The 20,686-nt window shown below is 72.0% G+C and carries 16 protein-coding genes; 7 read left to right on the top strand and 9 right to left on the bottom strand.

Annotated elements, in window-relative coordinates; genetic code table 11:
* Positions 1-3: 3 nt before the first annotated feature.
* From B5557_RS28940 to B5557_RS28915, 6 genes are all read left to right on the top strand, one after another.
* Positions 4-1,035 (top strand): glutamate ABC transporter substrate-binding protein, encoded by a 1,032-nt coding sequence (locus tag B5557_RS28940; RefSeq protein ID WP_079665061.1) that lies wholly within the window; start codon positions 4-6, stop codon positions 1,033-1,035.
* Positions 1,036-1,095: 60 nt separating this feature from the next.
* A complete protein-coding gene (locus tag B5557_RS28935) occupies positions 1,096-2,457 on the top strand; it encodes a hypothetical protein (RefSeq protein WP_079662207.1) in 1,362 nt (453 codons plus the stop codon).
* Positions 2,458-2,459: 2 nt separating this feature from the next.
* Positions 2,460-5,177 carry a serine/threonine-protein kinase gene (locus B5557_RS28930; RefSeq protein WP_079662206.1) on the top strand — a complete coding sequence of 906 codons (2,718 nt, stop codon included), beginning with the start codon at positions 2,460-2,462 and terminating at the stop codon, positions 5,175-5,177.
* A 3-nt stretch (positions 5,178-5,180) separates the two neighbouring features.
* A complete protein-coding gene (locus B5557_RS28925) occupies positions 5,181-6,530 on the top strand; it encodes a PP2C family serine/threonine-protein phosphatase (protein WP_079662205.1) in 1,350 nt (449 codons plus the stop codon).
* Positions 6,531-6,658: 128 nt separating this feature from the next.
* Entirely contained in the window at positions 6,659-8,005 is a 1,347-nt protein-coding gene (locus B5557_RS28920; RefSeq protein WP_079662204.1) for a vWA domain-containing protein, read from the top strand.
* Between the two features lie 48 nt (positions 8,006-8,053).
* A complete protein-coding gene (locus B5557_RS28915) occupies positions 8,054-9,835 on the top strand; it encodes an FHA domain-containing protein (RefSeq protein WP_079662203.1) in 1,782 nt (593 codons plus the stop codon).
* An 84-nt stretch (positions 9,836-9,919) separates the two neighbouring features.
* Here the strand turns inward: B5557_RS28915 and B5557_RS28910 are convergent, their stop codons facing one another.
* On the bottom strand, positions 9,920-10,939 hold the full coding sequence (locus B5557_RS28910; RefSeq protein ID WP_079662202.1) for a methyltransferase domain-containing protein: 1,020 nt from the start codon (positions 10,937-10,939) through the stop codon (positions 9,920-9,922).
* A 167-nt stretch (positions 10,940-11,106) separates the two neighbouring features.
* On the opposite strand from B5557_RS28910, the gene B5557_RS28905 reads away from it, so the two are divergent.
* A complete protein-coding gene (locus B5557_RS28905) occupies positions 11,107-11,520 on the top strand; it encodes a globin (protein WP_079662201.1) in 414 nt (137 codons plus the stop codon).
* 81 nt (positions 11,521-11,601) lie between these two features.
* On the opposite strand, the gene B5557_RS28900 is transcribed toward B5557_RS28905, so the two are convergent.
* The 8 genes from B5557_RS28900 to B5557_RS28865 all read right to left on the bottom strand — a co-directional run bounded on the left by B5557_RS28900 (position 11,602) and on the right by B5557_RS28865 (position 20,683).
* Entirely contained in the window at positions 11,602-12,282 is a 681-nt protein-coding gene (locus tag B5557_RS28900) for a hypothetical protein (protein ID WP_079662200.1), read from the bottom strand.
* The gene (locus tag B5557_RS28895) at positions 12,279-12,701 is read right to left on the bottom strand and encodes an acyl-CoA thioesterase (protein WP_079662199.1); all 423 of its coding nucleotides are present in this window, start codon (positions 12,699-12,701) and stop codon (positions 12,279-12,281) included. The genes B5557_RS28900 and B5557_RS28895 overlap by 4 nt, the downstream gene beginning before the upstream one ends.
* Before the next feature lie 6 nt (positions 12,702-12,707).
* On the bottom strand, positions 12,708-14,372 hold the full coding sequence (gene ettA, locus B5557_RS28890; RefSeq protein ID WP_079662198.1) for an energy-dependent translational throttle protein EttA: 1,665 nt from the start codon (positions 14,370-14,372) through the stop codon (positions 12,708-12,710).
* 167 nt (positions 14,373-14,539) lie between these two features.
* Positions 14,540-14,746 (bottom strand): dehydrogenase, encoded by a 207-nt coding sequence (locus B5557_RS28885; RefSeq protein ID WP_079662197.1) that lies wholly within the window; start codon positions 14,744-14,746, stop codon positions 14,540-14,542.
* A 702-nt stretch (positions 14,747-15,448) separates the two neighbouring features.
* Positions 15,449-16,045, bottom strand: a complete 597-nt coding sequence (locus B5557_RS28880) for an AMIN-like domain-containing (lipo)protein (protein ID WP_079662196.1) — start codon at positions 16,043-16,045, stop codon at positions 15,449-15,451.
* Between the two features lie 128 nt (positions 16,046-16,173).
* Positions 16,174-17,592, bottom strand: a complete 1,419-nt coding sequence (locus B5557_RS28875; RefSeq protein WP_079662195.1) for a thioester domain-containing protein — start codon at positions 17,590-17,592, stop codon at positions 16,174-16,176.
* A 299-nt stretch (positions 17,593-17,891) separates the two neighbouring features.
* The gene (locus tag B5557_RS28870; RefSeq protein ID WP_079662194.1) at positions 17,892-18,404 is read right to left on the bottom strand and encodes a single-stranded DNA-binding protein; all 513 of its coding nucleotides are present in this window, start codon (positions 18,402-18,404) and stop codon (positions 17,892-17,894) included.
* A gap of 350 nt (positions 18,405-18,754) precedes the next feature.
* Entirely contained in the window at positions 18,755-20,683 is a 1,929-nt protein-coding gene (locus B5557_RS28865; protein WP_079662193.1) for a YfjP family GTPase, read from the bottom strand.
* Between the last annotated feature and the right edge of the window lie 3 nt (positions 20,684-20,686).

Raw genomic sequence — 20,686 nt, 5'->3', positions numbered from 1 at the left:
GCGATGCGTGCGCAACGTATGCGGGACGGCCTGAAGGGCTGGGGCGGCGTGGGGGCCATGGCGGCCGTCTGCGCCCTCGCGCTGGCCTTCGTGCTGCTGCTGCCGTGGGCGCACTCCCACGGCGACGCCAGTGCGGGGCGGGGCGGCCGGGGCGCCGCCGAGGGCAGCCCGGTGGCCGACGCGGCCTGCACGGCTCCCGAGAAGCAGACGCTGGCGCCGTCGAGCGCGGACGGGCCGACGATCGCCGCGATCAAGGCCCGGCAGGGCGAGAAGCGCAAGCTGATCGTCGGCGTCGACCAGAACAGCTACCGCTGGGGCTACCGCGACCCCAACAACACCGGCGCGGAGCTGGAGGGCTTCGACATCGACCTGGTCCACCGGATCGCCCAGGACATCCTCGGCGACCCGGAAGCCGTCCAGTTCAAGGCCATCCCGACCAATCAGCGCATCCCGGCCATCCAGGAGGGCCGGGTCGACATGGTCGTGCGCACGATGACGATCTCCTGCGGCCGTCTCTCCGACGTCGCGTTCTCCGCGCCGTACTTCAAGACGGGCCAGCAGGTCCTCGCCCCCAAGTCCTCGACGATCACCGGCTACAACGACACGCTGGCGAAGAAGAGGATCTGCACGGCGACCGGTTCGACGGCCAACACCAAGCTCGATGACGACAAGAAGGCGAGCCGGCTGCCCGCCACCGTCGACATCGCCACCACCGTCCCCAACCAGCTCGACTGTCTGGTCCGGTTGCAGCTCGGCGAGGTCGACGCGGTCGTCACCGACGGCGCGCTCGCGGCCAGTCAGGCGGCCCAGGACCCAACAGTCGAGCTCAAGGGCGCGCCATTCACCGTCGAGTACTACGGCGTGGCGATGAAGAAGGACGCGAGCGATCTGGTACGCCGGGTCAACCAGATCCTGGTGGAGTACCGCGCGAGCGGCTGGCAGGCCTCGTACGACAAGTGGCTGTCGGCGACACTGGGCACTGACGCGACGACGTCGAAGCCGCCCACGCCGCCGCAGTACCTGCGCACGAGTTGACGGACCGACGGGCAGGCAGAGTACCGAGCGTAGAACCGACAAGGCAGCGAGAGGTGATCGATGGGCGTCACGGGACCCCCCGGGCCGGTGATGGACCGGGACGAGGTCGACCGTGCGCTGGCGCGGCTCGGCGCGGAGCACGAGGCGATCGAGACCTCGCTTCTCGCCCTGCAGGACCACGCGGGCCGCAGGCTGCTGGAGGGCGCCGAACTCACCGGCGTCACCAAGGAGCGCTGGGCGTCCGCGGAGGCGTCGATCACGCTGCTGTGGGCGTACTTCGACGCGTACACGGACGCGCTGCGCGGCGCCCGCGAGATCCGTTCGCGCCGCCGCTGGTCCAGCCGTGAGGACCTGGCGGAGCTGACGGAGCTGCTGCGCGGGGAGTCCGTCACCGTCGCCGGATCGATCGCGGGATCGGTCGCCGGGCCGCTGGCCGGGTCGGCCGCCGCCCTGGCCGGCGCGCCGACGCTGCACGGCTCGGGCAAGCTCAGCCAGAGCTTCTCCCTCACCACCCTCGTCGACCGCATGAACGAGCTGTACGCCTCGTCGCTGGACATGGTCGTCGCCGCCGACGCGGTGTGGTCGGCGCTGCCCGCGCGGATAGATTTACTGGCCGCGGAGCTCCAGCGCACCCGCCGGCTCGCCCACTCCGTGGGTGTGCGCCCGGGCGAGCACCCGGCGGGCGACGACCTGGAACGCATCACGCACACGCTGACCGCCCTGCGCGAGCAGGTGGTGTCGGACCCGCTCGCGTACTGGGTGCGCGCGCAGGGCAGTTCGGCACCGGGCGGTGGCCGTCCCGACACCACGGTGTACGACCGTGAGGCGCGCGCCCTGGAGGACGTACGCCGGGAGATCGACGCTGTCCTGACGGTCCGTCAGGACGCCGAGCAGCGGCTGGTGAAGCTGCGGGACATCCTCAGCCGCGCCGACCGCACACTCGCCGAGGCGCGCACCGCGCGCGGCGAGGTGCTCGCGAAGATCGCCGCGACCGAGGTGCCGGTGGTCAGCGGCCCGCCGACCGTGCTCCAGGAGCAGCTCGCGACGGCCGCCGAGTACCGCAGGCAGGCCCAGTGGCACCGTCTGTCGCCGCTCCTGGAGACCCTGGAGCAGAAGGCCGAGGACGAACTGCTGCGTGCCCGCGAGTCGTTGACCGCGGTCACCCAGCCGCTGGCGGTCCGCGCGGAGCTGCGCGGCCGCCTCGACGCGTACAAGGCGAAGGTCGCCCGGCACGGGCTCGCCGAAGACCCGTTCCTCATCGAGCGCTACGACGCGGCGCGCCGCATGCTGTGGAGCGCGCCCTGCGATCTGCGCGTCGCCGGACAGGCCGTCCTGCGCTACCAGCAGGCCGCCGCCGAACTGCTGGCCGCCCCGCGCGTGCCGGATCAGGGCGGCTTCGAGGACCGTAGGGGGGAGCAGTAGCCATGAGTCAGGCAGGGCAGTCGTGTCAGCGGCCGGGCTGCGAGGGGTCGTACGAGGACGTGGGCGGCGGTGAGCTGTACTGCGACACCTGCGGTCTGGCCCCGGTCGTCTCCAAGAGCGGCATGGTCGGCTCACCGCCGACCGGGGTGACCGCGGGCGGCAAGGGCTCGTCGGACAGCGGGAGTTCACGCTCCGGCGCGCACAGCGCCCGCAGTTCCCGCAGTTCCCGTACGTCGTCGCAGTCGGCGAAGTCGCGGCGCTCGGTGTCGGGGCGGCTGTCGCGCTCGCTGTCGGGCAAGTCGACGGGCCGCTCGGTGTCGGTGCGCTCCTCCGGCTCCGCGGCCGGCTCCTCCGGGCGGGCCCGGCTCGGCGCCGGCCTGGTCTCGGTGCCGCAGGTGCCGCGTCCCGACCCGCGCGCGATGGTCCTCGACAACCCCGAGGTGCCCGAGCGCAAGCGGTTCTGCTCGCGCTCCGACTGCGGCGCGCCGGTGGGGCGTTCGCGCGGCGAGCAGAAGGGGCGCACGGAGGGCTTCTGCACCAAGTGCGGTCAGCCGTACTCCTTCGTGCCGAAGCTGAAGGCCGGCGACGTCGTGCACGGCCAGTACGAGGTCGTGGGCTGCCTCGCGCACGGCGGTCTCGGCTGGATCTACCTGGCCATCGACCGCCCGGTGGGCGACCGGTGGGTCGTCCTGAAGGGTCTCCTGGACACCGGTGACCAGGACGCGATGGCCGCGGCCATCTCCGAGCGGCGCTTCCTCTCCGAGATCGAGCACGCCAGCATCGTGCGGATCTACAGCTTCGTCGAGCACCTCGACCAGCGCACCGGCTCGCTCGATGGCTACATCGTCATGGAGTACATCGGCGGCAAGTCCCTGAAGGAGATCGCCAACGACCGCCGCACACCGCAGGGCAAGCGGGATCCGCTCCCCGTCGAGCAGGCCTGCGCGTTCGGCATCGAGGCGCTCGAGGCGCTCGGCCACCTGCACAGCCGCAACCTGCTGTACTGCGACTTCAAGGTCGACAACGCGATCCAGAGCCAGGACGAGCTCAAGCTGATCGACATGGGCGCGGTCCGGCGCATGGACGACGACGAGTCGGCCATCTACGGCACGGTCGGCTACCAGGCCCCGGAGGTCGCGGAGGTCGGCCCGTCCGTCGCGTCCGACCTGTACACGGTGGGCCGTACGCTCGCCGTCCTGACGTTCGACTTCCAGGGCTACACGACCGTCTTCGTCGACTCCCTGCCCGACCCCGACAACATCGAGGTCTTCCGCCAGTACGAGTCCTTCTACCGGCTTCTCGTCCGCGCCACCGACCCCGACCCGGCCCGCAGGTTCGCCTCGGCGCAGGAGATGGCGGAGCAGCTGACGGGCGTGCTGCGCGAGGTCGTCTCGCTGCAGAGCGGCCGGGCGCGGCCCGCGCTGTCGACCCTGTTCGGACCCGAGATCAAGGTCACGGACACCGAGCTGTTCCCGAAGCTGGACGGCGAGGTGTCCCGGCTGGGGGCCCGGGTCGCGGTCAAGTCCGGGCGGTTGTTCGGGAGTTCGGGAGCCACGACGGCCCTCGGCGGCGGCACGGGCGGGACCGGTGGTGCCGGTGGTTCGGGGGGTTCGGGGGGTGCGCTTGCGCCGTCCGGCGGGGCCGTCCCTGCCCTCGCCTTCGCGGGCACCCCCGGCGGCGCGCTGCCGACGGCCGGTACGGGCCTGGGTGCGGGCACAGGTACGGGTACCGGCGGTGTCCCGGTGTCGTCCGGCGGTGGGTCCGGTGTCGTTCCCGGCGGCCTGGTGAAGACCGTCCCGGCGCCCGCCGCGGCCCTCGCGCTGCCCGTCCCGCACGTCGACCCCTCCGACCCCAACGCGGGCTTCCTCGCAGGCCTGTTGACGTCCGCGCCCGGCGAGCTGATCACGGCGCTCACCGCCGCGCCGGCGCCGTCGGTCGAGACCCGGCTGCGGCAGATCCGCGCCTGGCTGGAGAACGACGACCACCAGGCCGCCCTCATGTCCCTTCAGAAACTGGAGGACGAACGGCCCGACGACTGGCGGGTGGTCTGGTACCGGGGCGTGGCCTCGCTGGTCACCGGCGATCACGAGGGCGCCGCGCTCGCCTTCGACGCGATCTACGACGCCTTCCCCGGCGAACCCGCGCCCAAGCTGGCGCTCGGCCTGTGCGCGGAGGTGCTGGGCCAGCTCGACAACGCCGCCGAGTACTACCGCCTGGTGTGGTCGACCGACCCCAGCTATGTGAGCTCCGCGTTCGGCCTGGCGCGCGTCCAGCTCGCCGCCGGGGACCGCAAGAGCGCCGTACGGACGCTGGAGTCGGTGCCGGAGTCCTCCATCCACTACACGGCGGCCCGGGTGGCGGCCGTGCGCGCCCGGCTCCGGCAGCGGACGGCGCTCGCCTCCGACGTACCCTTCCTGGAGGACCTCACCGCCGCCGCGGCCCAGGTCGAGGCGCTGGACGCGTACGGTCTGGATCCGAAGCGGCGCGAGCAGTTGTCCGCCGAAGTCCTCGGCTGTGCCCTCGACTGGATACTCTCCGGTGGCCGGGGCGCGGGACCGGACGCCCGGCGGGCGCTGCTCGGCAGCGAACTGGACGAGCGGGGGCTGCGCTTCGGCCTGGAGCGCTCGTACCGCACGCTGGCCCGGCTGGCGACCGGCGGCGAGGAGAGGATCGACCTGGTGGAACGTGCCAATCGTTACCGCCCCCGGACGTGGGTGTAGTTGATGTCGCAGATGCCCCGGCAGGCCGCCCTGCCGACGTGTCCGAGCTGCGCGGAGCCGCTCGACGCGGCTGACCGTTTCTGCGGTGCGTGCGGATACGACCTGTCCACCGTGCCGCCCGGACCGGACGACCATCCGACCCTCACGATGAACGGCTCGACCGAGCCGGCTCCCGCGGAGGGGACCCCGGTGAGCGGTACGACCGTGTCGGGCACCGGTGTGAGCACCGTCCCCGGCGTGGGCGGCGTGCCTGGCGTCGGTGCCGTGCCCGGCGTCGGTGCCGTGCCCGGCGTCGGTGGTGACTCCGGCGCGGGCGGTGGCAGCGGTGCCGGCGGTGTCTCCGGGGTGCGGTTCGATCGACCCTCGGAGCCGGACGAGTACGCCCTTCAGGCGCCGGACCCCCGGGTGGCCGCCGAGGCCGCCGCGGTGGCCGAGACCTCCAAGGTGTGCGTGGCCTGCCGCGCGGGCCGCGTCGACGACGACGGGTACTGCGAGAACTGCGGGCACGCCCAGCCCCGCGAACGCGACCACATGGAGTTGGAGTCGGGCCCGCTGGCCGCCGTCAGCGACCGCGGACTGCGCCACCACCGCAACGAGGACGCCTTCGGTCTCGGCCGCACCGCCCTGCCCGACGGCTCCCCCGCGCTCGTCGCGATCGTCTGTGACGGCGTGTCCTCCGCGACCCGCCCCGACGACGCCTCCCTCGCCGCGTCGAAGGCGGCCAGCCAGTCGCTGCTCGCGGCCCTGCCACAGGGCACGCACCCGCAGCAGGCCATGCACGAGGCGATCGTCGCCGCCTCGTACGCGGTCAACGCACTGGCCGACGAGCCTGCCACCGCCCGCGAGCACGCCCCGCACCAGAACGCCCCCGCCTGCACCCTGGTCGGGTCGGTCGTCACGCCCGGGCTGCTGGTCGTCGGCTGGGTCGGCGACAGCCGCGCCTACTGGGTCCCGGAAGACCGCACCTCGCCGCCCGCCCGGCTCACCGAGGACGACTCCTGGGCCGCGCAGATGGTCGCCGCGGGACTGATGAGCGAGGCGGAGGCCTACGCCGACGAGCGCGCCCACGCGATCACCGGCTGGCTCGGCGCTGACGCCTACGAACTGGAGCCGCACACCGCGTCCTTCAAACCCGACCGGCCCGGTGTGGTGGTGGTCTGCACGGACGGCCTGTGGAACTACGCCGAGGCGGCGGAGGAGATGGCCGAGGTCGTCCCGCCGGACGCCTCCGTACGCCCCCTGCACAGCGCACGCGTTCTCGTCGGTCACGCCCTGGACGGCGGGGGCCACGACAACGTAACAGTGGCCGTCGTGCCGTTCCCCGCCCCCGCACAGGGGGCAGGATCGGCCTGAGGGCCGCAAACCGGAAACACGGGAAAACACAGGCAACACGGGGAAGCACGCTACGGACCGGTGGGGACCGGTCCGTATCCAGACATCACTCCACGAGGGTGGGGTTTCCGAGGGGGATTTGAGCAGGCATGGCCATTTTCTCGAAGTCGAACGTGCCGCAGTTCTCGATGGACGTCTATCAGAACGAGTATTTGCCGGAGGGCGGGCGCGAGGTCAACGCGATCGTCACGGTGACCGCCACCGGCGGCGGCACGGTGGGCAGCGCGGTCGCCGCGCCGCACCTCTACTCGCCGGGCCAGGGCCCGTCCGCCGCCGTGGCGATCATGGTGGACTGTTCCGGCTCGATGGACTACCCGCCGGCCAAGATGCGCAACGCCCGCGACGCCACCGCCGCCGCCGTCGACACGCTGCGCGACGGCGTGCACTTCGCGGTGATCGGCGGAACGCACGTCGCCAAGGAGGTCTACCCGGGCGGCGGGCGGCTGGCGGTGGCCGACGCGACCACCCGCGAGCAGGCCAAGCAGGCGCTGCGCCGGCTCAGCGCGGGCGGCGGCACGGCGATCGGCACCTGGCTGCGCCTGGCCGACCGGCTGCTGTCCACCGCCGACGTCGCCATCCGGCACGGCATCCTGCTCACCGACGGCCGCAACGAGCACGAGGCGCCGCAGGACCTCAAGGCCGCCCTCGACGACTGCGCCGGACGTTTCACCTGTGACGCCCGTGGCGTGGGCACCGACTGGGAAGTGAAAGAAGTCACAGGGATCGCCTCCGCGCTGCTCGGCACCGCCGACATCGTCGCCGACCCGGCCGGCCTCGCCGCCGACTTCACGCAGATGATGGAGACGGCGATGGGCAAGGAGGTCGCGGACGTCGCCCTGCGGCTGTGGACCCCGGTCGGCACCACCATCAAGTTCGTCAAGCAGGTCGCGCCGACGGTCGAGGAACTGACCGGACGCCGCACAGAGGCGGGCCCGCGCGCGGGCGACTACCCCACCGGATCCTGGGGCGACGAGTCCCGCGACTACCACGTGTGCGTCGAGGTCCCGACGGCGAACATCGGCCAGGAGATGCTGGCCGCACGGGTGTCCCTGGTCATTCCGCAGTCCGACGGCGGCGTCCAGAACCTGGGCGCGCAGGGTCTCGTACGGGCCGTGTGGACCGACGACATGGCCGCCTCCACTTCGATCAACCCGCAGGTCGCCCACTACACGGGCCAGGCCGAACTGGCACAGGTCATCCAACAGGGGCTCGACCTGCGCAAAGCGGGCGATATGGATGGAGCAACGGCCAAACTGGGCCGGGCCGTTCAGCTCGCGAGCGTCTCGGGGAACGCGGATACTGCGAAACTGCTTGCGAAGGTGGTGGACGTGGTCGATGCCACGACAGGTACTGTGCGACTGAAGGCGAAGGTCGCGGACGCCGACGAGATGACGCTCGAGACCCGGTCCACAAAGACTGTTCGTGTAAAGAAGTGACCTGAAAGCGCTTTTGGGACACCGAAGCAGAGAGGGGGACGCGCCGACATGCCGACCTGCCCGAACGGACACCAGTCGGGTTCCGACGACTGGTGCGAGGTCTGCGGTCACCGCATGGCCGGTGCCGTACCTCCGCCCCCTCCCCCGCCGCCCCCCACCGCCGGCGGCGGCTACGGCTTCCCGCCGCCCCCGCAGGGCCCCGGCCAGGGCGGCCAGCCCGGCCCGCCCGGCGGACGGCACCTGTCCTCCGTACCGGACCACGAGCCCGAGCTCTGCCCGCAGTGCCGTACGCCCCGTGAGGGCGGTGCGCCGTTCTGCGAGGAGTGCCGGTGGAACTTCCTGACCAACACGGCGACCTCGTACACCCCGGCCGCACCGCGCCCGCCCGCGCCGGGTCCGGGTGCCGGTCCTGGTACGGGGCAGGGCTTCGGCCCCGGGCCCGGGGGTGGCGGCGGTCCTGACGCGCGCTTCCAGCCGCCGCCTCCGTCGTACGGGGGCAGTGATGCGTTCGATTACCAGAGCTCCCGTCCGTCACAGGTGAATCGTCCCGCCGAGCCGATCCCGTCGGGCCCGCCGTTCGGCGGCGACCCGTCGGGGCGGACCGGGGGTCCTGGCGGGCAGGGCGGTCCTGGTGGCCAGGGCGGTCCTGGTGGCCAGGGCAGGCCCGGCGGTCCCCCGCCGGGTGCCTTCGGACGTGACCCTTCCGGTCCGGCGGGTCCGGGCGGCGACCCCTTCGGGCCGCCCTCCGGTCCTGGTGGCCGTCCCCCCGGCCCGCCCGGGGATCCCTACCGGCGTGAGCAGAACGGGCAGTCCTCCGACCCCTTCGGACGCGAGCCTTCGGGTCCGTCCGGCGACCCGTTCGGGCGCGAGCCGTCCGGCCCCGGTGGCCGCCCTCCGGGCCCGCCCGGCCCCGGCCCGTCGGGTCCCGGTGGCCCTGGAGGTCCCGGGGGGCCCGGTGGTCCGTCCGGCTTCGGCGGCGACCCGTCGCGGCCGGTTCCGCCGCCGCCCGGACCCACGCCCACGGCCGGCCCCGGCTTCCCGGGCCAGGGAGGCTTCGGCGGCCCCGGAGGTCCTGGGGGTCCTGGGGGTCAAGGTGGCCCCGGGGGTCAGGGGCGTCCCGGAGGGCAGGGTGGGCCCGGAGGTCAGGGTGGGCCTCAGGCTCCGCAGGCGTTCCAGCCGTCCGGTCCGTCGGCCCCGTCCGGGTACCCGCAGGAGACGGGCCGTCCGCAGCAGGGCGGTCAGCCCTTCGGCGGCGGTGACGACGACTGGGTGATCTCCCCGCCGTCGAACACCGGCCCCGGGCAGGGCGACCCCAGAAGCCCCGGTGGCCCCGGCAACGCCCAGGGCGGCGGTGGCTACGGCTACCCGCAGCCCGGCGCCACACAGGCCCCGCCCCCGCCCGGTCCGGCGTTCCCGCAGCAGCCGGCGACCTGGACGGCGACCATCGGCCCGGACCGCTCGTACTTCATGGCGATGATGCACCGCTCGGGCCCCGAGGCCGCGGGCCTGAACCTGCCCGCGTACTCGCCCGAGCAGCAGCGCACGCTCACCGGCAACCAGATCACCATCGGCCGCCGCCGTCACTCCACCGGCGAGACCCCCGACATAGACCTGTCGGTGCCGCCGGAGGACCCGGGCGTCTCGCACCAGCACGCGGTGCTGGTCCAGCAGCCGGACGGCAGCTGGGCGGTCGTCGACCAGAACTCGACGAACGGCACGACGGTCAACGGCTCGGAAGAACCGATCCAGCCGTTCGTACCGGTACCGCTGCAGGACGGCGACCAGGTGCACGTGGGCGCCTGGACGACGATCACGATCCGCCGCGGCTGAGCCACGTTCCCGGCATCCGGTGGTCTGCCACCGATCAGCCGCGTGAACAACGCTGCGGGTGAACAACGCTGCGGGTCGGGACACCTAGACCTCGACGAGGCCGGGGGCCGACGAACCGGGCAGGGGCCACGCGTACGGGCCCTCCGGTTCGTCCAACCACGCCCACGCGTGCTCGGCGGCGACCGTGATGCCGTAGCGCTCCCGTCCCGGCCTGCCCTCGCGCTCCCACAGGGCGAAGGCCTCCTGGGGGTCGAGGGTGCCCCGGGTCAGGGTCAGCAGGAAGCGGAACAGCTCGTTCTCCCGGGCCCGGCGCGGCACCCCGGCGAGCGCCACCGGCTCCGGCTCGGGGCGCTCCGATCCGCGCAGTGGCACGAAGTAGGCCGCGGTGGGCAGGAAGCGCCCCTCGCCGTATCCGGCGTCCCGCACGGTCAGCGCGATCAGCCCGGTGGCCAGCGGCGCCAGGATCAGGGCGCCGGGGGTGCACTGGGCGAGCCAGGCGCGCGGGATCGACGTCAACGTGCAGGTCGCGATGATCCGATCGAAGGGGGCGCGTTCGGGAACTCCGCGCGCCCCGTCCCCGGTGACGACGGTCGGCCGATATCCGGCGGCGGCGAGGTGCCGGCGGGCGGACTCGGTGATCTCGGGGTCGAGGTCGACGGTGGTGACGTTCTCCTCGCCGAGCCGGTACGCCAGCAGCGCCGCGTTGTACCCCGTCCCCGCCCCGATCTCCAGGACCCGGTCGCCGCCCTCGACCCGCAGCTCGGCCAGCATCAGCGCCATCAGCGAGGGCTGGCTGCTGGAGGAGAGCAGCACGCCGTCGCGCAGCCGGGTGGCCAGCGGCACGTCCTCGTAGGCGCCGCGCACCCAGCGTTCCCTGGTGCGCGGGTCGGGGCTCTCGCCCCAGCGCCGGTCGCAGCCGCCGACGACGCCGCCGCCGCTGACGTAGTAGTACGGCACGAAGAGGTGGCGCGGGACCGTCGCGAAGGCCGCCCGCCAGCCCGGGTCGGCCGCGAACGCCCCGCTCGCCTCGATCTCACGGACCAGCGCGGCCCGCGCCGAGACGGCGAGGTCCTCCAGTTCCCTGTCCACCACGTGGGCGCCCATGCCTCCACTGTGCGGCGGAACCCGCCCCGAGGCGAACGTGGTGGGACCGGGCCGCGCAGTGCGGTGCGGTGCAGTGCAGTGCAGTGCAGTGCAGTGCAGTGCCGTGCCGTGCCGTGCCGTGCCCCGTGGTCCTAAGCCTTCAGTCCTCCGTCCACCCGTCTGAGACCATGGGAGACGTGAAAGAGATTCGGCGCGGCACGCTTCAGGAGCAGACCTTCTACGAGCAGGTCGGTGGGGAGGAGACCTTCCGCCGGCTGGTCCACCGTTTCTACCAGGGAGTCGCCGAGGACCCGATCCTGCGGCCCATGTACCCGGAGGAGGACCTGGGTCCGGCCGAGGAGCGGTTCGCGCTGTTCCTCATGCAGTACTGGGGCGGTCCGACGACGTACAGCGACAACCGCGGCCATCCGCGCCTGCGCATGCGTCACGCCCCGTTCGTCGTGGACCGGGCCGCGCACGACGCCTGGCTGAAGCACATGCGGGACGCGGTCGACGAGATCGGCCTGTCCGAGGAGCACGAGCAGACGCTGTGGAACTACCTGACGTACGCGGCGGCATCGATGGTGAACACCCCGGAGTGACGGCCTCGGCGTGCGTGGGCCGGTTTCGGCCGGTGCGGCCCGGTTTCGGCCGATGTCTGCCGGGGTCGGCCCGGGGCCGGGTCAGCGGACGCTGACGTCGAGCATCCCCAGCCGTCCCGTGCGCCGTACGGCGATCGACCCGTACGGGGTGCGCAGCCGCAGCCAGCCGCCGAGCGAGAGCAACGCGAGGTCGCCCGCGCTCGCCGAGGGCCGCAGGAATCCGAGCGACTGGGCCGCGTGCACGGCCCGCACGGGAAGACCGGTGTCCCCGACCGTCCGGGACCAGATCTCCCGGCCGATCCGGTCGAGTTCGGCGCGCGTGCGCAGCTCGTCCGCCAACTCCTCGGTACGGGACCGGAATTCGCCGACGGCCGCCCCGACCATCGCCCGCAGCGCGTCCGGGGCGGGCAGTCCCGGCTCGGGCCGCCAGCCGCCGCGCGGTGGCAGCACTCCGGCCCATGGCGGCCCGGTGACGGCCTCAGGGACGGCGGCCGTGGCGGCGCTCTCGTCGACGGACTCCAGCAGTTCACCCGCCGACACCGTCACGTCCAGCGTGACATCGAGGCCGTTCTCGTACGGCTTGGCCAGCCGGACGGCGCGGATCGCGAGCACCTCGAAGGACGGCGGACGCCCGAAGACGGCGAGCGCGGTGCCGGCCGCCTGCAGGCGCACCGCGGCTCCACGGTCGTAGTGGAGCAGCCGGGAGAGGAAGGCCGCGAGGTCCGCCGCCTCCCCCTCGTCGGCGAGGTGGAGCACCGTCATGCGGCGACGGCCTCCTTGTCGGCATCCTTGTCGTCGTCTTGGTACTCGGCGAGGAACTCGCGCTCCTCGGCGGTGAGCCGACGCGGCCGCTCAGCCTCGAAGTCGAACGGCACGACCACCGTCGAGGCCCGGACGTAGACCTGGTCGTCGTCCTTCACCTCGTAGGTGATCGTGAAGGACGCCGCCCTGATCTCCGTGATCCACAGCTCGATGTCCACGGGTGTGTGCCGGTGGACGAGCTGCCGCTTGTAGTCGATCTCGTGGCGCGCCACCACGGACCCCTGCTTGAAGTCCTTCTCCGGGCGGAACAGGAAATCGATGCGGGCTTCTTCCAGGTAGCGGATGAAGACCGCGTTGTTGACGTGACCGTACGCGTCCATGTCCGACCAGCGCAGCGGGCAACGGTAGAGGTGGCGCAAGACCGATCAGCCCCGGGTCAGCTTCTTGTAGGTGGCGCGGTGCGGACGCGCGGCGTCCGGCCCCAGTCGCTCGATCTTGTTCTTCTCGTACGACTCGAAGTTGCCCTCGAACCAGAACCACTTGGAATCACCCTCGTAGGCGAGGATGTGCGTGGCGACCCGGTCGAGGAACCACCGGTCGTGGGAGACGACCACGGCCGCACCCGGGAACTCCAGCAGCGCGTTCTCCAGGCTGCTGAGGGTCTCGACGTCGAGGTCGTTGGTCGGCTCGTCGAGGAGCAGCAGGTTGCCGCCCTGCTTGAGGGTGAGCGCGAGGTTCAGCCGGTTGCGCTCACCGCCGGAGAGCACCCCGGCCGGCTTCTGCTGGTCCGGCCCTTTGAACCCGAAGGCCGAGACGTACGCGCGGGACGGCATCTCGACCTGCCCGACGTTGATGTAGTCCAGCTCGTCGGAGACGACGGCCCACAGCGTCTTCTTCGGGTCGATGTTCTCGCGGCTCTGGTCGACGTAGGAGATCTTGACGGTCTCGCCGACCTTGATCGAGCCCGAGTCCGGAGTCTCGAGTCCCTGGATCATCTTGAAGAGGGTGGTCTTGCCGGCGCCGTTCGGGCCGATGACCCCGACGATGCCGTTGCGCGGGAGCGTGAAGGAGAGACCGTCGATGAGGACCTTCTCGCCGAAGGCCTTGGAGAGGTTGTCGACCTCGACGACGATGGAGCCGAGCCGCGGACCCGGCGGGATCTGGATCTCCTCGAAGTCCAGCTTCCGCATCTTGTCGGCCTCGGCGGCCATCTCCTCGTAGCGAGCGAGACGCGCCTTGGACTTGGCCTGACGCCCCTTGGCGTTGGACCGCACCCACTCGAGCTCTTCCTTCAGGCGCTTCGCACGCTTGGCGTCCTTCTGCCCCTCGACCTTGAGACGGCTCGCCTTGGTGTCGAGGTAGGTGGAGTAGTTGCCCTCGTAGGGGTGGGCGCGACCGCGGTCGAGCTCCAGGATCCACTCGGCGACGTTGTCGAGGAAGTACCGGTCGTGGGTGACGGCGACGACGGTGCCGGGGTACTTGGCGAGGTGCTGCTCCAGCCACTGCACGGACTCGGCGTCCAGGTGGTTGGTGGGCTCGTCGAGCAGCAGCAGGTCGGGGGCCTCCAGCAGCAGCTTGCACAGCGCGACCCGGCGGCGCTCACCACCGGAGAGGTTGGTGACAGGCCAGTCGCCGGGCGGGCAGCCCAGGGCGTCCATGGCCTGCTCCAGCTGGGTGTCCAGGTCCCACGCGTTGGCGTGGTCCAGGTCCTCCTGCAGCTTGCCCATCTCGTCGAGCAGCGCGTCCGAGTAGTCGGTCGCCATCAGCTCGGCGACCTCGTTGAACCGCTTCAGCTTGCCCATGACCTCGGCGGCGCCGTCCTGCACGTTCTGCAGCACGGTCTTGGACTCGTCGAGCGGCGGCTCCTGCAGCAGCATGCCGACGGTGTAACCGGGCGACAGGAACGCGTCACCGTTGGAGGGCTGCTCGAGCCCCGCCATGATCTTGAGAACGGTGGACTTACCGGCGCCGTTCGGCCCGACCACACCGATCTTCGCGCCGGGCAGGAAGCTCAGCGTTACGTCGTCAAGGATGACCTTGTCGCCGTGTGCCTTGCGCGTCTTGCGCATGGTGTAGATGTACTCAGCCAAGAGAAACCGTCCGGCAGCTTGAAATCAGGCAGTGGGCAGATACACCCCATCTTGCCGGACTGCCACCCCTCGGGGGAAACCCGATTGCCCGACAACGGCTGACCTGGGCTTTCAACAGGCTACTGATGGACACCCCTGTCCGGCGTCCTTGATGTCAGGCGCGGATGTCAGCCGCCCATCAGCCCCGGGTAGGGACAGAGCTCCAGCGGGGCGGTCGGCCGGTCGGCCCACTTCCACCAGATGTGTTGGTTGGAGCAGCCCCAGACCACCCGGCAGGTGCGGCGGTCGTCCTCCTCGCGGCGACAAAGCGCCACCGCGCCGGCCTTCAACGGGCCACCGCACTGGGGACAGGTTGGCACGGACTCCGTCGGCATCCCCGCAACGTACCCGTTGGCTCCGGTGGCCTGGGTTCTCAGCTCGGGAAGCTGCGGTCATTCGCGGCGCCACGATCGACCCCGCGACCGAGTTCCTGACCTTGAGCCGTGTTGAACGCGTCGGCCGCAGTTGTACCGGGACAGGGCTGTCACTCGGACAGGTCTTCCGGCAAGCGGCTGGGTGCCGGGGCGCACACGATTCTCTTGCAGTCTCGACCCACCATGCGACCCACTGTGAGGGAGTCAACATGTTCCGCATGCCCAAGATCGTCGCTCTTGGCGCCGCTGTCGGCGTCCTGCTCGCCGCGAGCGCTGGAGTCGCAGCCGCCGGAGAAGGCGGAGGGGGAGGCGGAGGCGGAGTCGGCTTCACCACGCAGCAGGTTGAGGGGCCCGCCGTCGTAGTGCCGCCCAATTCGTTCGGCAGCGCTGACGCCCCCTGCCCGGCAGGAACCACTCTCACCGGCGGCGGCTTCGGAACGATCAGCCCAGCTCTGGAAGTGACCGGGTCCTATGGCGCGGGGCCGGATGGTCCCGGGGGGCCGGACACGTGGAGGGCCGTGGCCGTCAACACAAGCCAGACAAACCAGACGCTCACCGCTTTCGCCATCTGCGCGACGCTCACAGGCCCACACAAGTGATCCCCCCGGCCGGGAGTCTCGCGAGCAGCCCGGCCGGGCTTTGTACAGGGGCGAGGCGCCGGGCTTACGAGGTGGCGTTCCAGGAGTGGGCGACGTCGACGATCAGGTGATCGCCCGACTGCGTCACCCGGAACGGCAGCCGGGCCCGGACGCCGACTCCCACCCGCGCCTCGGACTCCAGGGCGTCCGCGTAGCGGGTGTCCCTGAAGGTCTTGTAGCCGGTGACGTCCACTCCGGGCAGCGGTTGGCCGTGCTGCCCGGGGTAGGACTTGGTGCCGGTGGCCGGGTCGTAGTTCGGGTCCACGGCGATCTGCAGGATCGCCCCACCCTCGATGGGGATCTCTCCCGTGGCGGGCGTCGTCAGTTTGTCGACGTACTTGACCTGGTAGCCGGTCGAGCCGGTCGAGCCGCCCTTGAAATCGAGGACCATGCGGTCGAAGCACTCGTGCTGCCCGGTCCTGATGTTCGTCAGCGGGGGCTTGTGGTCGTCCGCGGACCACAGGTGCTTCTCGAGGCTTCCCCACCCGGTCTCACACACCGCCGGCTGCGTCGACGCGGCGGTGGCCGACGCAGTGGTGGCGGCCTGCGCCGTACCCACCGTTCCCGCGAGCCCGGCGCCCGCCAACGCGAGCGCCGACAGTGTGGTTCCGAGCCGTCGCATGCTTGCTCCCCATGATCGAGTACCCGCCCCTGAGAGGCCGTGGTGAGCAAGGCTGGGCTCGCAATGTGACCGGACCTGGCCCGGACGATCACGAAACGGCATCGGCCGACCGGTGGGCGGAAGTCCGGTCAGTCCCGCGCGCCGTTCTCCTTTCGGCCCACGAGGATCAGGGCCGCTCCGCCGATGACGACCAGGCCGATGGCGGTGCCCGCGATGAGCGGGGTGGCGCTGGTGCCGCCCGTCGCGGCGAGATCGGTGTCGTTCGCGGCGGACGTGCCGCCGACCGTCGCCGGGCTCGGCTCACTGAGGATCTGGGTGGTCAGGCCGGCGGTCTCGTCGGCCTGCGTCCTGCAGTCCAGGACGCCGGTGAAGCGGTACTCGACGCCTTGCAGGCCGTTGATCGTGAAGTCGTAGGCCTGGTCCTCCTGCAGCGGGATCGTCACCCTCTGGGACGCTCCGGCCGGGATGGTGTGCCGGATGCCCATCAGCTCGAAGGTGAAGTCCGCGTCGCCCTGGTTGGCGGCGGTGATGTCCACGCCGCTCCCGGCGCAGTTCTTCGCCGCGGAAAGCGCCGGTATGGCGCCCTGCTTGGCCCAGGTCGCGCTCGCCGTCGCCGATACCGTCGACTCGCTGGAGCCGGCCAGGATCTGGGTCTGGCTGCGGTTCTCGGAGGTGAAGGCCCGTCCGACGGGGACGGTGGTCGAGGCCTGGACGGTCAGCTCGGCCGAGCCGGCGGCCGCGTCGACGGGCACGTCGAAGAAGAGCTGGCTGCCGTCCGTCACGGACGTGACCGCCTTGCCGTCCTTGCCGACGATCCGCACCCCGCTGGTGGCGGCGTCCAGCGGCGGCGTCACCGTCACGCCGCTCGCGTCGGTGTGCACCGTCACCGGGCCGAGCAGTTCGCCGGGGTGGCCGGAGACTGCGGGCGCGTCGAGGGTGAGCGATGCCGCGGGCTCCGGGACGGCGCGGGCGGCCTTGTGCAGGTAGTCCGCGAGCCGCTCGGCCTGCGGGTCGAGGGCGTCGACGGCCGCGCCGTCCGAGTAGCGCCAGATGGCCACCTGGGTGCCGGCGGCCGCGTCCTGCTCGGTCAGGCCGCCGTCGATGCCGGCCTTGTCCGCGAGCGAGGCGAGGTCGTTGACCTGGGGGTAGGAGTTCCGCAGGATCCAACCGATGCGGCCCGCGTCCTTGTTGGCGCCCAGCGAGGTGCCGCTCCATGGCGTCTCGTGGTATTTGGCGTCCTTCTGCGTCGGGTTGTAGAGGTCGACGCAGTAGGTCTGCAGGGTGCCGCCGCCCTCGACGGACATCTCGAACAGACCGGCCGGGACCTCCTGGTCCCCGGTCTCGGCGTGGATCACGGCGGCGCCGTATGTCTTGAGGCCGCCTATGGTCGCGGTGGCTCCGCCCTGACTCTGTGTCATCTCGGTGGCGACGGCCGTGCCCGCGCCGGCGATCACGCCCATGGCGACGAGGCCGGACACCAACGTCGCCGCGGCGAGGCGGACCACCCCTCGCCCGCGTGCGAACGGCGCGGAGAACGAAGAAATCACGCAATTCCCCTTCGAGCAGGACACGTTGATGTGGGGGGTACGGTCCCACCAGCAGAATCAGAAGCCCCGTGAACCACGTCCGGCATCCTAGAGACGCCGCGCACCACGCTTACCGGTCATCTCATCGGATCACCGATCCGACTCGTAATCGTTATCCCCAAGATCGTCTACGGGGGATTTCGCGAACCCGGCCTATCGACAAATCCACTCGGTCGTTCGGAGTGCATCCGTCGATAAGCCGTAGTTCGGTCAGTGACGGCTCCCAGGCGTCGATGACGCCCCGTCACCAGCCGGTCTGCTCAGGTCACTCCCACCGGTTCGCGTCGCGGCGAACCGCCCGGCTCTCGCTCTCGCTCTCGCTCTCGCTCCGATACCCGTTCCGCGGAAGTCGCTGCCGGGGTCTCCCAGTTGGGTTCGGGCTGCGCCGGTGCGCCCGTGGCCATCGGCTCGGGGCGGCCCGAGCGCCGGAACGCGGACGTGCCACGCGCGATGTCGTGGCCGATCGCCACTGCGTCGATGTCCGCCGACGTCCAGTTCTGCTGTCCCTCGCGCTGCTCCGTGCGCACCTTCAGCCTGCCCTGCACGATCACCGGGTCGCCGACGTTCAGCGAGGCCATCGTGTTCGCGGCCAGCTGCCGGTTGGCCCACACCGTGAAGAAGTTGGTGTGCCCGTCGGTCCAGGTGTTCTTCTCCCGGTCCCAGTAGCGCGAGGTGACCGCCAGCCGGAACCTCGCCGAAGCGCCCGCCGCCAGGTCCCGGTAGACCGGCCGTGTCGCCACGTTGCCGACCGCGCAGACCATCGTCTCGTTCATGCGAACCCCTCCCTCGCCGGACGGTCGTACCGCCCGGATGCGCGCACGGGTCCGTCCCGTACGGCTGCGTCCGTCGCGACGGTCACGGTCGTGATCGCCGCGATCGCCGTGAATCCAGACTGCCTCCGTTCGGGCCGAGCCCGCCGAGCCCTGTGGATCACCGTCCGCCTGTGGAAAACTCCGCCACCCGGACGAGTGACCACCCTCCCCCCTCCCTGTGGATCACCCCTCGTCCCACAGCCCCCTCCCGCCACACCCCACTTCCACAACCGCCTCCCCACTCATCGCCACACCCGCCACACCCGCCACACCAGCCATGCCTGCCACATCCGCCCCCACTGCTCTCCGGCTCACCGCGCCCCCGTCCCCGTCGCCGCCCCCGTCGCTGCCCCCGCCCCCGCGCCCGCACCCGTGACCCGCCCGTACTGCTCCCGTACCTCCCGGTACCGCAGCAGCTCCGCGGCCAAGGGATCCAGCACACGTGCCCGGCCGCACCCGGCCGCCGCCTCCCGCAGCCGGCGTTCCGCGTCCTGCCCGTACCGCCGGGCCGGTCCCCGTGCCGCCATCCGGCAGCTCCACTCGACGAGCGGGCCGCCGATGATGCCCGCCACCATCAGCAGCACCGGAACCCCGAGGTTCGGCGCCATGACCCCGACGATCTGTCCGACCAGCCACAGCCCCCCGACGACCTGGAGCAGGGTCATGGACGCCTGCGCCAGCACCGCCACCGGCCACCAGCCCGGCCGCGGCGGCCGCCCCGGCGGCAACCCGGCCCGCGCCGCCAGCTCGTCCAGCGCCTCGGGCAGCCCCTGCGCCCCGCGTACGGCCGCCTCCCGCACAGCCTGCGCCCACGGCGCGGGCAGCCCCGCCGAGGCCCGCTCGGACACGGTGCGCACCGCCTGCTCGACGCGCTGCCGTGCCGTGGCCTCCTCGTCGGCCTGGGCACGGACCGACAGCCGTCCGGTGGGAGGCTCGCGCCGGTCCTGCTGCCAGCGCCACAGCCGCAGCCACGGCGTCCCGCACGCGCGGCCCGCATGGCGCAGCCAGGCGCGTTCGGCGGCCTCGCCCGCCGCGGTGGCGCCCACGGCGTCGGCGAGCCGGTCGGCGAACGCCTCCCGCGCCTCCTCGCTGAGTCCGGTGCGCCGACCGGTGGCGTAGACGGGCCGCAGGCGCCACGCGGCGGCCTCCAGATCGGCCGAAACTCGCCGTGCCGCGGCGCCGCGCTCCGCCACGAACTGGCCGAGCAGCTCACGCAGTTCGCCGATCCCGTCCCCGGTGAGCGCGGACAGGGCGAGCACGGTCGCGCCCGGTTCGCCGTACTCACCGAGCGCGACGCCGTCCTCGTCGAGGAGGCGTCGCAGGTCGTCGAGGACCAGCTCGGCGGCCTCGCCGGGCAGCCGGTCGACCTGGTTGAGGACGACGAACATGACCTCCGCGTGTCCTGCCATGGGCCGCAGATAGCGCTCGTGGAGGACGGCGTCCGCGTACTTCTCCGGGTCGACGACCCAGATGACGGCGTCGACGAGCCTCAGCACCCGGTCGACCTGCTCGCGGTGCTGCACGGCCGCCGAGTCGTGGTCGGGCAGGTCGATCAGCACGAGCCCGCGCAACTGCGCCTCCGCCTCCGGGCTCTGCACCGGCCGTCTGCGCAGCCGGCCCGGAATGCCGAGCCGGTCGATGAGGGTCGCCGCGCCGTCGCTCCAGCTGCACGCGATGGGCGCGGCGGTGGTCGGACGGCGTACGCCCGTCTCCGAGATGTTCACTCCGGCCAGGGCGTTGAACAGCTGCGACTTGCCGCTCCCGGTGGCGCCCGCGAGGGCCACGACGGTGTGCTGCCCGGAGAGCCTGCGCCGGGCCACCGCCTCGTCGAGGACCCGGCCGGCCTCGGCGAGGGTCGTGCTGTCGACCCGGGCGCGGGACAGCCCCACGAGCTCGCGCAGCGCGTCGAGCCGGGAGCGCAGGGGGCCGTCGTACGTGAGCGGGGGCGCGGGCAGGGCGCTGCCGGCGCCCCCGCTCACGCCACCGCCCAAGCCGCCGCCACCGCCGCCGCCACCGATCCTGCTGTCCACGGCGGTGGCCTCGTTCACGCGGCGAGCGATGAGCCCGTCGTCCCAGGCTCCGACGGCGTCCTTCGACACCGTTTTCTCCTCCCCCGGCGTGCCGCTCTCCCTCTCCTCCTGTGGTGCGTGCTGTTCCTGCTGTTTCTGGCGTTCCTGGTGCTCCTGCTGTGGCTGCTGGTCCCTGTTGTCCGTGTGGTCCTGGTCAGTGACGGCGGTCACCGG

It is taken from the genome of Streptomyces sp. 3214.6 (genome assembly GCF_900129855.1).
Taxonomy (GTDB): domain Bacteria; phylum Actinomycetota; class Actinomycetes; order Streptomycetales; family Streptomycetaceae; genus Streptomyces; species Streptomyces soliscabiei.
The sequence above is the reverse complement of the archived record's forward strand: the minus strand, read 5'-3'. Positions and strand labels throughout refer to the sequence as shown.